The sequence below is a fragment of the Streptomyces chengmaiensis genome, assembly GCF_029846775.1.
Taxonomy (GTDB): Bacteria; Actinomycetota; Actinomycetes; order Streptomycetales; family Streptomycetaceae; genus Streptomyces; species Streptomyces chengmaiensis.
This window is the reverse complement of sequence record NZ_JARWBG010000011.1, coordinates 58,773-72,211: the sequence shown is the minus strand read 5'-3', so window position 1 is coordinate 72,211 and position 13,439 is coordinate 58,773. Positions and strand designations below refer to the sequence as shown.

At 70.2% G+C, this 13,439-nt stretch carries 11 protein-coding genes; 6 read left to right on the top strand and 5 right to left on the bottom strand.

Annotated features, from left to right (window positions below; genetic code table 11):
- Positions 1 to 183: 183 nt before the first annotated feature.
- From QCN29_RS12055 to QCN29_RS12045, 3 genes are all read right to left on the bottom strand, one after another.
- The gene (locus QCN29_RS12055; protein ID WP_279927871.1) at positions 184 to 957 is read right to left on the bottom strand and encodes an SDR family NAD(P)-dependent oxidoreductase; all 774 of its coding nucleotides are present in this window, start codon (positions 955 to 957) and stop codon (positions 184 to 186) included.
- Between the two features lie 10 nt (positions 958 to 967).
- Positions 968 to 2,482 (bottom strand): multicopper oxidase family protein, encoded by a 1,515-nt coding sequence (locus QCN29_RS12050; protein ID WP_279927870.1) that lies wholly within the window; start codon positions 2,480 to 2,482, stop codon positions 968 to 970.
- A gap of 202 nt (positions 2,483 to 2,684) precedes the next feature.
- Positions 2,685 to 3,365, bottom strand: coding sequence for an MOSC domain-containing protein (locus QCN29_RS12045; protein ID WP_279927868.1), 681 nt, complete (start codon positions 3,363 to 3,365; stop codon positions 2,685 to 2,687).
- Positions 3,366 to 3,445: 80 nt separating this feature from the next.
- On the opposite strand from QCN29_RS12045, the gene QCN29_RS12040 reads away from it, so the two are divergent.
- The gene (locus QCN29_RS12040) at positions 3,446 to 4,402 is read left to right on the top strand and encodes a LysR family transcriptional regulator (RefSeq protein WP_279927867.1); all 957 of its coding nucleotides are present in this window, start codon (positions 3,446 to 3,448) and stop codon (positions 4,400 to 4,402) included.
- Positions 4,403 to 4,576: 174 nt separating this feature from the next.
- Here the strand turns inward: QCN29_RS12040 and QCN29_RS12035 are convergent, their stop codons facing one another.
- Positions 4,577 to 4,900, bottom strand: coding sequence for a WhiB family transcriptional regulator (locus QCN29_RS12035; protein ID WP_279927866.1), 324 nt, complete (start codon positions 4,898 to 4,900; stop codon positions 4,577 to 4,579).
- A gap of 438 nt (positions 4,901 to 5,338) precedes the next feature.
- Here QCN29_RS12035 and QCN29_RS12030 point away from each other — a divergent pair, with 438 nt between their 5' ends.
- The 4 genes from QCN29_RS12030 to QCN29_RS12015 all read left to right on the top strand — a co-directional run bounded on the left by QCN29_RS12030 (position 5,339) and on the right by QCN29_RS12015 (position 9,757).
- Positions 5,339 to 5,950: a response regulator transcription factor gene (locus tag QCN29_RS12030; protein WP_003948568.1), complete on the top strand. Its 612-nt coding sequence runs from the start codon at positions 5,339 to 5,341 to the stop codon at positions 5,948 to 5,950.
- A gap of 300 nt (positions 5,951 to 6,250) precedes the next feature.
- Complete coding sequence (locus tag QCN29_RS12025) at positions 6,251 to 6,838, top strand: sigma-70 family RNA polymerase sigma factor (RefSeq protein ID WP_240139397.1); 588 nt, start codon at positions 6,251 to 6,253, stop codon at positions 6,836 to 6,838.
- A 173-nt stretch (positions 6,839 to 7,011) separates the two neighbouring features.
- Positions 7,012 to 8,517, top strand: a complete 1,506-nt coding sequence (gene guaB, locus QCN29_RS12020; RefSeq protein ID WP_279927864.1) for an IMP dehydrogenase — start codon at positions 7,012 to 7,014, stop codon at positions 8,515 to 8,517.
- Positions 8,518 to 8,632: 115 nt separating this feature from the next.
- Positions 8,633 to 9,757, top strand: a complete 1,125-nt coding sequence (locus tag QCN29_RS12015) for a GuaB3 family IMP dehydrogenase-related protein (RefSeq protein ID WP_279927862.1) — start codon at positions 8,633 to 8,635, stop codon at positions 9,755 to 9,757.
- Positions 9,758 to 9,930: 173 nt separating this feature from the next.
- Here the strand turns inward: QCN29_RS12015 and QCN29_RS12010 are convergent, their stop codons facing one another.
- Positions 9,931 to 11,178: a nucleotide sugar dehydrogenase gene (locus tag QCN29_RS12010; protein ID WP_279927861.1), complete on the bottom strand. Its 1,248-nt coding sequence runs from the start codon at positions 11,176 to 11,178 to the stop codon at positions 9,931 to 9,933.
- A gap of 327 nt (positions 11,179 to 11,505) precedes the next feature.
- Here QCN29_RS12010 and QCN29_RS12005 point away from each other — a divergent pair, with 327 nt between their 5' ends.
- The gene (locus tag QCN29_RS12005) at positions 11,506 to 13,212 is read left to right on the top strand and encodes a glycerol-3-phosphate dehydrogenase/oxidase (RefSeq protein ID WP_279927860.1); all 1,707 of its coding nucleotides are present in this window, start codon (positions 11,506 to 11,508) and stop codon (positions 13,210 to 13,212) included.
- Positions 13,213 to 13,439 lie beyond the last annotated feature (227 nt).

The window sequence follows — 13,439 nt, the reverse complement described above, 5'->3', positions numbered from 1 at the left end:
CGCTGCGCAGCAGCTCCATCACCCGGCCGGACGTCACCGCCGCGTGCAGCGTGCGGCTGGACCCGCGCACACGAGGAGGCAGCCGCCGATGAACTGCTGCTTTCCGTTGGCCGGACGGCGTCCGCCACACACTGACCCTGCCCGCCGGCCGCCCTGCCCTGGACGGCGACGCGGCCGACATCGCTACCGAGGCCCGTACTTGCGGCCTGTCCTGGAGGTGATCCCGCCGAGCAGCGCGCGCGGCGTCAGCTTCACCACCCCCATCAGCACCTTGTAGCGCGTGTCCGGCACCGACAGCGTCTTGCCACGCGCCAGGTCCGCCAGCGCCTCCTCTGCCAGCTTGTCCGCGTCCAGCCACATCCACCCCGGGACGTTGTCCATTCCCATCCCGGCCCGCTGGTGGAACTCGGTCCGCACAAGTCCGGGGCAGAGCGCCATCAGCCGCACCCCGGAGCCGGCCAAGTCCCGTGCCGCGCCCTGGGTGAACTGCACCACCCATGCCTTGGACGCGCCATAGGTGCCGCGAGGCACGAAGGCGGCGACCGAGGCCACATTGACCACCCCGCCCCGGCCGCGCTCCCGCATCGACTCGGCCGCGGCCGAGGTCAGCCGCAGCACCGCCTCGCAGTGCACCTTCAGCATCGTCAGCTCATCGGCCATGGGCACCTCGAGGTAGCGCCCCTTGTTGCCGAAGCCAGCGTTGTTGACGAGCAGATCGACCGGCTCCCTGCGGTCCACGAGCCTGCGCTCGACTGCCGCGATGCCCTCCTCCGTCGCCAGATCGGCCGTCAGCACCTCCGCCTCGATGCCATGCCGGTCGTGCAACTCCGTGGCCTGTCGCTGGAGGCGCTCGGTGTCCCGGGCCACCAGCACCAGGTTGTGGCCCTGCGACCCGAGCCGCCGGGCGAACGCGGCGCCGATCCCCGCGGTCGCTCCCGTAATCAGTGCAGTCGTCATAGGCGGCACGTTAGTGCCCCTGGTGACCGTCCGGGACATGGACCCGGCCCGCCTTCTGACCCTTGTCGACCACCACGAACTGGCCCATCATCCCCAGGTCCTCGTGGTACAGCAGATGGCAGTGGTACATATACGGAACGTCTGGATCCGAGGGTCCGTCGAACCGCACCGCCAGCTTCACGGTCGTACGGCCGGGGACAAAGACCGTGTCCTTCGCGCCCCGCAGCTCCGCCGGTGGGCGCTCACCGTCCACCTCCAGAACCCGGAACTGCACATCGTGCACATGGAAGTTGTGCGGAGTGCCGTGCTCGTTGCGCACCGTCCAGATCTCCGTTTCACCACGCGTGACCGTCTCGTCGATCCGGGCCATGTCCATCTTCCTGCCGTTGATGCCCGACGTCCGCAGCCCGAAGAACCGCCCGCGGACCGCGTCGGAGGCATCCGGCAACTCCAGCCCACCCAGTCGGTCCGGGACCTGGGGTGAGGGACGCAGTTCCCGGTGTGCCCTCAGCTGGAGTACGTCGAAGGTGTCGTCGCCCCCGTTGAACCGCTTCTGCCAGCCCTCTCCCAGATCCCGCGGCGGGAAGCTGCGCAGCACCGTCTTCTCGCCCGGCTCCATCCGCACGACGATCTCGGCGCGCTCGCCGGGCGAGAGCCGTATCCGCTCCATGGGCACGGCCTGCTCCAGCAGTCCGCCGTCCGTGCCGATCAGCGAGAACTCCCGGCCGTCGGAGAACCCGAAGGCGTAGACGCGTGCGGTCGAGGCGTTGAGCAGCCGCAGCCGCACTCGCTCGTCCCGCACCTCCGCATAGGGGTCGAGTGTGCCGTTGACCATCGTGCGGTCACCGAGGAAGCCGGTGTCGCTCATCAGCCGGTGCCCGTGGTCAAACTCCGCTCCGTCGAACCGCACGTCCTGGACGATGACCGGCAGATCGTCGACTCCGTAGGTCTTCGGCAGCGCAAGCCCCGCGGACCGCTCGTCGTCCAGCAGGAACATCCCGGCCAGCCCGCGCTGCACATGCTTCTCGGTCCTGCCGTGCGGATGCGGGTGGTACCAGAGGGAGGCAGCGGGCTGGTCCACGGTCCAGTGCGGCGTCCACGTCTGACCGGGGGCGACCATCTGGTGCGGGCCGCCGTCCATGGCCGCGGGCAGATGCATCCCGTGCCAGTGCACGGTGGACGCCTCACCCAGCCGGTTGGCGACCTTGACCTCCACCTTCTCCCCGCGTGCCGCCCGCAGCGTCGGGCCGAGATAGTCGCCGTTGAAGCCCCAGGTCGGCGTCTTCTTCCCCTGTATGAACTCCTTGTGCCCGGACTGCATCGTCAGATCGAAGACGCGTGTCCCGTCCGGCTTCACCCGCGACTTCGCGAGCGGTGGGACGGCCAGCTCGTTGCCGAACGACGTCGAGCCGGCTGTGGACACCTTGGCGTCGGAGTACAGCCACACGGCCCCGCCGCCGAGTGCCAGGCCGGCGACGACGGCGACCGTCGTGACGAGAATGAGGACGCGCCTGAGTCGGGACATGGCTCCAGACTCCCGGCCCACGCTCGCACACACATCGGGGACGGTCCCCGAGCCGTCCCCGAAACAACTCCCCAAACCCTTCGGGGATTTCCCCTACGAGCCGCCGGGGAGCCGCTCTCCTCGGAACCGTTCCCCTCGGAGCCGCTCTCCTCGGAGCCGTTCCCCTCGGAGCCGTTTTCCTCGGAGCCGTTTTCCTCGGAACCTAGGAACCGCCGTCGCCGTACTTCTCGACATACGCGAGCGCGTCCCTGCGCAGTCCGGCGTGGAGCGCGTCCCCCGCGGCGAGCACCTTGGGCAGCAGCGTCCGCTCCACCGTCTCGGCGCGGAACGCCGTCCGGACGGTCACGTCGTGGTCCGGACGGTGCACGACCTCGATCGGGTCGCCCGCGCGGATCTCGCCGGGCGCGACGACCCGCAGATACGCTCCAGGCGCCGAGTCCTGGGTGAAGCGCTTCACCCAGCCCCTCTCCCCCACCCAGGCCGCGAACGTGCGGCAGGGGATGCGGCCGCTGGTCACCTCCAGCACCAGATCCCGGCCGATCCGCCAGCGCTCGCCGATCTTCGCGCCGGTCACATCCACCCCGCTGACGGTGAGGTTCTCGCCGAACGAACCATTGGGAAGGGGGTGCCCGAGCTCCAGCTCCCACCGGTCGAGATCCTCGCGGGCGAAGGCGTAGACCGCCTGGTCCGAGCCGCCGTGGTGGCGCAGATCGCAGATAAAGTCCCCGGCGAGGCCGCTGCCGCCCTGACCCTTGGGCCCCGGTTCCGTCACCCGGACGGGCCCTTCCACGGGCTGCTTGTCGATCCCCGTCGTGCCGATGTCGGCGTAGTCGACGGCCTTGGGACGTCCCACGTTCACGGTCAGCAGCTGCCTGGGCTTCATGCCGGACACGCTAACTCCTGCACCCCAAGACAACCAGTCGATATCACCATCAAGACCCAAGGGCCCCTTATATTTGGAGGGTGATCGAAGCTCGCCATCTCCGCGTTCTGCGTGCCGTGGCCGCCACCGGGTCCTTCTCCGCGGCGGCGCGCGAGCTGGGCTGCACCCAGCCGGCCGTCAGCCAGCAGATGAAGGCGCTCGAAGCGTCTGCCGGCACGCCGCTGCTGATCCGCACGGGCCGCGAGATGCGTCTGACGCAGGCGGGTGAGGCGCTGGTGCGCCATGCGGCGGGGATTCTGGCCGGGCTCACCGCCGCCGAGGAGGAGATCGCCGCCATCGCCGGGCTGCGCGCCGGCCGGGTGCGGCTGGTGTCCTTCTCCAGCGGCAGCTCCACACTGGTGCCGACCGCCCTGGCCGCCCTGCGCGCGGCGCATCCGGGCACGCGTGTCTCCCTTGTCGAGGCGGAGCCGCCGCGCTCGGTGGAGATGCTGCGCGAAGGCGACTGCGACGTGGCGCTCGCCTTCCGCTACTACGCCTCGGGCGCTGAGGCGGAGTGGGCGGACCTCGTGGTGCGTCCCCTGCTCACCGACCGGCTCGTCGGGCTGGTCCCCGAAGGGCACCGTCTCGCCGCGTCGGGGCAGGTCGCCATCGCGGAGCTGGCCGACGAGCCCTGGATCGCGGGCTGCCCCCGCTGCCGCCGCCAGCTGGTCCGGGTCTGCGAAGACGCCGGTTTCACCCCGCGCATCGACTTCGCGACCGACGACTACCCGGCGGTGATCGGGCTGGTCGGTGCGGGCCTCGGCGTGGCGGTGCTGCCCGAGCTGGCGCTGGAGTCGGTGCGCCCCAAGGGGGCGTGCACCGTCTCGGTGGAGCCTGCCGTCCACCGCGAGATCGTCGCCCTCACGCTCCCCGACCTTGCACAGGTACCGGCCGTCGCGGCCACTCTCGACCAGCTCACCGCGGCCGCAGGCGCCGGTGACCGGCCTTCGATGATCCCTGCTCTCGGGGGCCGACCGCCAGTGGTCGGCCGCCCGTGACCGGGCTCCACTGACCGGATCCGCACCAGGCCGGTTCGTCAGGTCCGCCGGCCAGGTCCGCCGGTCAAGTCCGCCGGTCAGGTCCGCAGACCGGGTTCGCAGGCCAAATCCGCAGGCCGGCTGCGGTGACCGGTCTGCGGATCGCGTCCACTGCCCGGGGTCCGGGCCGAGGCCTCAGCCCCCTCCCGTGCCCGTGCCGCTCGTGGCCGGAACCAGCCGGTGCCGCGCGCGTCCCATCAGCTCCTCGCGTTCGTCCTCCGTCAGCCCGCCCCACACGCCGTACGGCTCCCGCACCGCCAGCGCGTGGGCCGCGCACTCGGCGCGGACCGGGCACCTCATGCAGACCTCCTTCGCCGAGTTCTCGCGCGCACTCCGCGCTGCGCCACGCTCCCCCTCGGGGTGGAAGAAGAGCGAGCTGTCGACCCCACGACATGCCGCGAGGAGCTGCCAGTCCCACAGATCGGCGTTGGGCCCCGGAAGACGGGAGAAATCTGCCATGGCGTGTCCCCTTGAAACCGTACTGAGTGGATACAGGTGGATTGCAGGACAGGTCGGAAACGGCCGGATGCGAGCCGGAAGAGGCATCCGCCGTGCCCAACGACCGTACATCTACTGTCTAAGTAGATGTAAATATGACTCATTGCGAATCTAGCCACAGACACTGGCAAAAGGGAAGAAAAGCCGCTGAATGGGGCATAGTCGCTCAGTGGAAGGGCGTGCGAGGTGTGGCGCTCTTCTCCGCGCTCGACCCCTCACGTGGAGTGTTGAAGGCGACGGGCCGACCCGTAACTCTTTCGGGTGACCGTCGTTGAGAGTGCGGAGGCGGTTGAAGGAAGAAGCGCTCGGGCACATGTCTGAGAGCGTCAACCGCACAGGTGACGAAACGTACCCAGCCTGGAGGCTCAAGGTGACGCGCATCAGCTGCGGAGGACGGCCATGACTTCCGTTCTCGTCTGCGACGACTCCCCGCTTGCCCGAGAGGCGCTGCGCCGCGCGGTAGCGACCGTGCCCGGCGTCGAGCGCGTGACGACCGCGGCCAACGGCGAGGAAGTCCTCCGCCGCTGGGGCGCCGATCGCTCGGATCTGATTCTCATGGACGTGCGCATGCCCGGACTGGGCGGCGTGGAGACCGTCCGCCGGTTGCTGTCCGCCGACCCCGGCGCTCGGATCATCATGCTGACCGTGGCCGAGGACCTGGACGGCGTGGCGCTGGCCGTCGCCGCAGGCGCGCGCGGCTATCTGCACAAGGACGCTTCACGCGCCGAGCTGCGCGCGACCGTCACCCAGGCGCTCGCCGACCCCACCTGGCGGCTCGCCCCGCGCCGGCTGCGCTCCGCGGAGATGGGCGCCGCGCCCACGCTCACCGCACGTGAGATCCAGGTGCTCGAAGGCATGAGCCACGGCCGGTCCAACGCCGAGATCGGCCGGGAGCTCTTCCTCTCAGAGGACACGGTGAAGACGCACGCCAGGCGGCTTTTCAAGAAGCTCGGCGCCTCGGACCGGGCGCACGCGGTGGCGCTCGGATTCCGTTGGGGCCTGGTTCGCTAGGCGTCGGGCGGAGCGGATCGGGATCTCGATCGGGGCCGGCCGAATGGGCCGAGGGCAAGCCTTATCCGGGGGTGCTGTCGGCCCCGCCCGCCGCCGGGTGGGCGGGGCCGCCTACCGCGGCGGGCATACGTTTCCCGCGCGATGCCGCATCCTTGAGGGGTGGAGTTCCTCGGGGACGAGTCGGTCGAGCGGGAGGGGAGGGCGCACGGTATGAGGTCGGGCGCGCCCGCTCATAACGCTTCGGTGCACAACGACGGACGCGGTGCCATGGACCAGAAGCCGCCAAGGCACCATGGACCGATGCGTGACGACGAGGCGGCGACTGCCCGCGGGGCAATCGGCGCACTCGTCCACCGCGCTGTGGACGGTGACGAGCAGGCGACTCATGACCTGCTCGCCCATGTCCATCCTTTGGCGCTGCGCTACTGCCGCACCCGGCTCAGCCGGCTGCCGGGCGACGCGCGCCATTTCGTGGAGGACCTCGCCCAGGAGGTCTGCGTCGCCGTTCTGATGGCGCTGCCGCGCTACAAGGACACGGGCAGACCCTTCGAGGCCTTCGTCTTCGCCATCGCCTCTCACAAGGTCGCCGACCTGCAGCGGGCGGCGATGCGCCACCCGGGATCGACGGCCGTGCCCTCCGACGAGATGCCCGAGCGGCCCGACGACTCCCTGGGGCCCGAGGAGCGCGCGCTGCTCAGCAGCGACGCCGAGTGGGCCAAGAAACTGCTGGCCAATCTGCCGGAGAACCAGCGCGAGCTGCTGGTTCTGCGGGTGGCCGTGGGGCTGACCGCCGAGGAGACCGGGCAGATGCTGGGGATGTCGCCCGGCGCGGTCCGGGTCGCACAACACCGGGCGCTGAGCCGGCTGCGCGCCCTCGCCGAGCAGTAGCCGGGCTTCGCGACACAGCGGTCCCGACCTCGCCGAGGGCCAAGGGCCCTCGGCCGTTACTCCGTCCGTGTGAACATACAAAGCTGCTGGGTGATCTTGATCGTGGAATGAGACGCCCGCTGAGCCCGTTAGCATGGACATCCGCACCGATCAAGGCCATTGGGGAAGGTGTCATGACTGCCAACGTCGACGGAGTGCCCGAGAAATTCGCGACACTCGGGCTGACCTACGACGATGTGCTGCTGCTGCCCGGCGTGTCCGACATGGCTCCGGACCAGATCGACACCGCCTCGCACCTCTCGCGGAACGTACGGGTGAACATCCCTCTGCTGTCCGCCGCCATGGACAAGGTCACCGAGGCGCGGATGGCCATCGCCATGGCCCGGCAGGGCGGCGCGGGCGTGCTGCACCGCAATCTCTCCATCGCCGACCAGGCCAACCAGGTCGACCTGGTCAAGCGCTCCGAGTCCGGCATGGTCACCGACCCCATCACGGTCCGTCCGGACGCCACGCTCGCCGACGCCGACCGGCTGTGCGCCAAGTTCCGCATCAGCGGCGTCCCGGTCACCGACGCCGCGGGCAAGCTGCTCGGCATCGTCACCAACCGCGACATGGCGTTCGAGTCCGACCGCAGCCGTCGGGTCCGCGAGGTCATGACCCCGATGCCGCTGGTCACCGGCAAGGTCGGGATCTCCGGCGTGGACGCCATGCAGCTGCTGCGCCGCCACAAGATCGAGAAGCTGCCGCTGGTCGACGACTCGGGCGTCCTCAAGGGCCTGATCACGGTCAAGGACTTCGTCAAGGCGGAGCAGTACCCGAACGCCGCGAAGGACGCGGAAGGCCGACTGCTCGTCGGCGCCGCGGTGGGCGTCGCGGGCGACGCCTTCGAACGCGCCCAGGCGCTGATCGAGGCGGGCGTCGACTTCATCGTCGTCGACACCGCCCACGGCCACTCGCGGCTGGTGGGCGACATGGTCGCGAAGATCAAGTCCAACGCGTCGGGCGTCGATGTCATCGGCGGCAACGTGGCCACCCGCGACGGCGCGCAGGCGCTGATCGACGCCGGAGTCGACGGCATCAAGGTCGGTGTGGGGCCGGGGTCGATCTGCACGACCCGCGTGGTCGCGGGCATTGGAGTCCCCCAGGTCACGGCCATCTACGAGGCTTCGCTCGCCGCGAAGGAAGCCGGCGTCCCGGTGATCGGCGACGGCGGTCTGCAGTACTCGGGCGACATCGCCAAGGCGCTGGTCGCCGGTGCGGACACGGTGATGCTCGGTTCGCTGCTCGCGGGCTGTGAGGAGTCGCCGGGCGAGCTGCTGTTCATCAACGGCAAGCAGTTCAAGTCGTACCGGGGCATGGGCTCCCTGGGTGCGATGCAGTCCCGCGGCGAGCAGCGCTCCTTCTCCAAGGACCGGTACTTCCAGGAGGGCGTCGCCTCCGACGAGAAGCTGGTGCCCGAAGGCATCGAGGGCCAGGTGCCCTACCGCGGTCCGCTCTCCGCGGTCGTCCACCAGCTGGTCGGCGGTCTGCGACAGTCGATGTTCTACGTCGGCGGGAGCACCGTCCCCGAGTTGCAGGAGCGGGGCCGGTTCGTCCGGATCACCTCCGCGGGGCTCAAGGAGAGCCACCCCCACGACATCCAGATGACGGTCGAGGCGCCGAACTACAGCAGGAAGTAGCGGCACGCGCGCGTGAAGGGGCGGTCCCGGGGCATCCGGGGCCGCCCCAGACGTGTGCACGGGGGTTGTCGGGGATACTGGACCCGGCAGACGTAGAGGGAAAGGCCCACACAACGTGACTGAGATCGAGATCGGGCGCGGCAAGCGCGGCCGCCGGGCGTACGCGTTCGATGACATCGCCGTCGTACCGAGCCGGCGCACCCGGGACCCGAAAGAGGTCTCGATCGCCTGGCAGATCGACGCCTACCGCTTTGAGCTGCCCTTCCTCGCCGCCCCCATGGACTCCGTCGTCTCGCCGCAGACAGCGATCCGCATCGGCGAGCTGGGCGGGCTCGGCGTGCTGAACCTCGAGGGGCTGTGGACCCGGTACGAGGACCCCCAGCCGCTGCTCGACGAGATCGCCGATCTTGAGGTGGACGAGGCGACCCGCCGACTGCAGGAGATCTACGCCGAGCCGATCAAGGAAGAGCTGATCGGGCAGCGCATCAAGGAGGTGCGCGACTCCGGAGTGGTCACCGCCGCCGCGCTCTCGCCGCAGCGCACCGCGCAGTTCTCCAAGGCCGTCGTGGACGCCGGCGTGGACCTGTTCGTCATCCGCGGCACCACCGTCTCCGCCGAGCACGTCTCGGGCGCGGCCGAGCCGCTGAATCTGAAGCAGTTCATCTACGAGTTGGACGTGCCGGTCATCGTCGGCGGCTGCGCGACCTACACGGCCGCGCTGCACCTGATGCGCACGGGGGCTGCGGGCGTGCTCGTCGGCTTCGGCGGCGGCGCCGCGCACACCACGCGCAACGTCCTGGGCATCCAGGTGCCGATGGCGACGGCGGTCGCCGATGTGGCCGCGGCCCGCCGTGACTACATGGACGAGTCCGGTGGCCGGTATGTCCATGTCATCGCTGACGGCGGAGTGGGCTGGTCGGGCGATCTGCCGAAGGCGATCGCCTGCGGCGCGGACGCCGTGATGATGGGCTCCCCGCTGGCCCGCGCCGCCGAGGCCCCGGGCAAGGGCCGTCACTGGGGCATGGAGGCGGTCCACGAGGACGTGCCGCGCGGCAAGCTGGTGGACCTGGGCGTCGTGGGCACCACGGAGGAGATCCTCACCGGGCCCTCGCACAAGCCGGACGGCTCGATGAACTTCTTCGGCGCGCTCAAGCGGGCCATGGCGACGACCGGCTACAGCGAGCTCAAGGAGTTCCAGCGGGTCGAGGTGACGGTCGCGGACTCCCAGCACAGCCGCTGACCGCTTCTCTCCGCTCTCGGCGGGAGCCTGCCCCCAACCCCTGAGACATGGCAAGGCTCCCGCAACCGGGCTCCGCCCCGACCTCCGCCCCGGCCCCCGCCGCCCCGTCGGCGGGGGCCTGCCCTGGTTGCGGGAAGGGTCGGGACGGGATGGGCGGAGAGCGCTCGGGAGCCTCACAGGCGGTGGGCCGCGCCCGCCGGGGTGGCTCCGCGGGTGTCGAGCAGCAACTGGGCCTTGACCGCCAGGCCCTGGAGGTCGTACGTCCGGTGGTGCTGGAGAAGCACCGTCAGATCCGCTCCGGCCGCGGCCTCGTACAGCGAGTCCGCCCTCGGGACCGGCAGGTCCCGCACCCTCCAGTGCGGCACATACGGGTCGTGGTAGCTCACCGACGCCCCCAGGTCCATCAGTCGGCGGGCGACCTCGACGGCGGGGGAGCACTGCAGATCGGCGAGGTCCGGTTTGTAGGTGACACCGAGGAGCAGTACGCGCGCGCCGCGCGCCGACTTGCCGTGCTCGTTCAGCAGGGCGGCGCAGCGCTGGACCACGTACTGCGGCATGCTGGCGTTGATCTCCTGTGCGAGGCCGACCATGCGCAGGGCTCCGCGCGGCGCGGACCCCGCGGGGGGCAGGAAGCGGGGATCCATCGGAACGCCGTGGCCGCCCACGCCGGGGCCGGGGCGGAACGCCTGGAAGCCGAACGGCTTGGTCTCGGCACAGCGGACGACGTCCCAGAAGTCGACGCCGAGGTCGTGGCAGAGCACCGCCATCTCGTTGACCAGCGCGATATTGACCTGCCGGTAGTTGGTTTCGAGGACCTTGACCGTCTCGGCCTCGCGGAGCCCGCGTGCCCGGACGACCTTGTCGGTCAGCCGGCTGTAGAACGCGGCGGCCGCTTCGGTGCAGGCCGGGGTGAGGCCGCCGATCACCTTAGGGGTGTTGGCGTAACCATGGGTCCGGCTGCCCGGGTCCAGACGCCCGGGGGAGTACGCCAGATGGAAGTCCCGGCCCGCCCGCAGCCCCGACCCCTCTTCGAGGAGGGGGCGCAGGAACTCGTCGGTGGTGCCCGGAAGCACGGCAGACTCCAGCAGCACCGTGGTGTGCGGCCGCAGCCGCGGGGCCAGGGCGCGGGCGGCGTCCGCGACCGACCCGAGATCCGGTGTGCCGTCGGCCCCAAGCGGCGTGGGCGCGCAGATCGCCGCAGTGCGCACCCGGCCGAGTTCCGCCGGGTCGGCGACGGAGCGGAAGCCGCCGGAGACCATTCGGCGGATGTCCGCCGGAGTGCGGCCCGCCGCCGGTTCCGCCGGACGGCGCGGGCTCGGGTCGGTTTCGTAGCCGATGGTTCCGATGCCGGCGGCCACTGCGGCCTGGGCGAGCGGCAGTCCGAGGCAGCCGAGTCCGATCACGGCGAAATCTGCGGGCATGGCGGTGGCCGTCCTTCCCATAGCCAAGAGGGGCAGAGGGCGCAAGCCCAGTGGACAGAATGAGCAGGCGCAATGTCAGACTAGGCGTAAATATGACCGATATGCCGTATTGCGAGCCTGTGGCCGTCCGAGTGTTATCCACAGGCGGTGGCTGAAGCGGCGGAGTGCGGCCAGAATCGACGTTGTGAGCCCGGCCGCACACAGCGTCAGGGCCATGGGCCCCTGAGGCTGCACGGCCGCATCACCGCATCACCGCATGACCGCATCACCGCATGACCGCACCGGACACGCCGACAAACGCCCGCCCGCGGGCGACGGGAGGCAGCAGTGAGGACAGTGACACTGGGACCCGCGGAGCGCGCCGCGGCGCTCGCCGGAATGGCCGAGCGGGAACTGGACATTCTGGTGGTGGGCGGCGGTGTGGTGGGAGCCGGCACCGCGCTGGACGCCGTCACCCGTGGGCTGTCGACAGGGCTCGTCGAGGCCCGTGACTGGGCTTCGGGCACGTCGAGCCGGTCGAGCAAGCTCATCCACGGTGGACTGCGGTATCTGGAGATGCTGGACTTCGCCCTGGTGAGAGAGGCTCTCAAAGAGCGGGGACTGCTGCTGGAGCGGCTCGCCCCGCATCTGGTCAAGCCCGTGCCTTTCCTCTATCCGCTCCAGCACAAGGGATGGGAGCGCCTGTACGCGGGCTCAGGCGTCGCGCTGTACGACGCCATGTCCATCTCCTCCGGGCATGGGCGTGGACTGCCCGTGCATCGCCATCTGTCGCGACGCCTGGCCCTGCGGGTCGCCCCCGCCCTGCGGAAGGACGCTCTGGTCGGCGCGTTGCAGTACTACGACGCGCAGATGGACGACGCCCGCTATGTGGCCACCCTCGTGCGGACGGCGTCGAGCTACGGGGCCCAAGTCGCCAGCCGGGCACGGGTGGTCGGCTTTCTGCGGGAGAGGGACCGAGTCGTCGGAGCCCGGGTGCAGGATGTCGAGGCCGGCGGGGAGTACGAGGTCCGGGCCAGGCAGATCGTCAATGCCACCGGGGTGTGGACGGATGACACACAGGCGCTGATCGGAGAGCGCGGCCAGTTCCATGTGCGGGCGTCCAAAGGGATCCATCTGGTCGTGCCCAAGGACCGCATCCACTCGACGACCGGGCTCATTCTCCGCACGGAGAAGTCGGTGCTGTTCGTCATCCCCTGGGGTCGGCACTGGATCGTGGGCACGACCGACACCGACTGGGATCTCGACAAGGCCCATCCCGCCGCTTCCAGCGCCGACATCGACTATCTCCTCGACCATGTGAACGCGGTGCTGGCCGTGCCCCTGACACGGGACGACGTCCAAGGGGTGTACGCGGGGCTGCGACCCCTGCTGGCCGGCGAGTCGGACGCCACGAGCAAGCTGTCGCGCGAGCACACGGTGGCGCACCCCGTCCCGGGCCTGGTGGTCGTCGCGGGCGGCAAGTACACGACCTACCGGGTCATGGCGAAAGACGCGGTGGACGAGGCGGTGCACGGGCTGGACCAGCGGGTCGCGGACTGCGTCACCGAGGATGTGCCGCTGCTCGGCGCGGAGGGCTATCGAGCACTGTGGAACGCCCGGGCGAGGATCGCGGCCCGGACGGGGCTTCACGTGGTGCGCGTGGAGCATCTGTTGAACCGGTACGGCTCGCTCATCGAGGAACTGCTCGCGCTGATCGCCGACGATCCCGGCCTCGGTGATCCGCTCGAGGGTGCGGAGGACTATCTGCGGGCGGAGGTCGTCTATGCGGCTTCGCATGAAGGCGCGCGCCATCTGGACGATGTGCTCACCCGCCGGACCAGGATCTCCATCGAGACCTTTGACCGGGGGACGCGCTGTGCGCGGGAGTGCGCGGAGTTGATGGCGCCCGTCCTCGGCTGGGACGAGAGACAGATCGAGAAGGAGGTGGCGCACTACGAGAAGCGGGTGGAGGCGGAGCGTGAGTCGCAGCGCCAGCCGGACGACCTGACGGCCGACGCGGCGAGACTGGGAGCGCCCGACATCGTTCCGCTCTGAAGCCCCCTCCGGCGCGGCGCTCCGGCTTCAACGGCCTTGATCGAGTGTGCCCTGGTCTGAACGACTCTGAGCAACTCGTGGCATTGTGGTAATCCCACCCTTTCGGGCCTGTCCGGGGCAAGGGCGGACCCGGGAGATGAACGGGTCCCGGAGTAAGGGACAATGGGGGCTCTGCCAGGGCGGGTTACCGCACGCGCGGCCAACGGGCGGGCGCGGGCGAAGATCAG

Coding starts and splice junctions, on each gene's coding strand:
- QCN29_RS12055 (WP_279927871.1), bottom strand. CDS start 957: ATGACGACTGCACTGATTACGGGAGCGACCGCGGGGATCGGCGCCGCG.
- QCN29_RS12050 (WP_279927870.1), bottom strand. CDS start 2,482: ATGTCCCGACTCAGGCGCGTCCTCATTCTCGTCACGACGGTCGCCGTC.
- QCN29_RS12045 (WP_279927868.1), bottom strand. CDS start 3,365: ATGAAGCCCAGGCAGCTGCTGACCGTGAACGTGGGACGTCCCAAGGCC.
- QCN29_RS12035 (WP_279927866.1), bottom strand. CDS start 4,900: ATGGCAGATTTCTCCCGTCTTCCGGGGCCCAACGCCGATCTGTGGGAC.
- QCN29_RS12030 (WP_003948568.1), top strand. CDS start 5,339: ATGACTTCCGTTCTCGTCTGCGACGACTCCCCGCTTGCCCGAGAGGCG.
- QCN29_RS12025 (WP_240139397.1), top strand. CDS start 6,251: ATGCGTGACGACGAGGCGGCGACTGCCCGCGGGGCAATCGGCGCACTC.
- guaB (WP_279927864.1), top strand. CDS start 7,012: ATGACTGCCAACGTCGACGGAGTGCCCGAGAAATTCGCGACACTCGGG.
- QCN29_RS12010 (WP_279927861.1), bottom strand. CDS start 11,178: ATGCCCGCAGATTTCGCCGTGATCGGACTCGGCTGCCTCGGACTGCCG.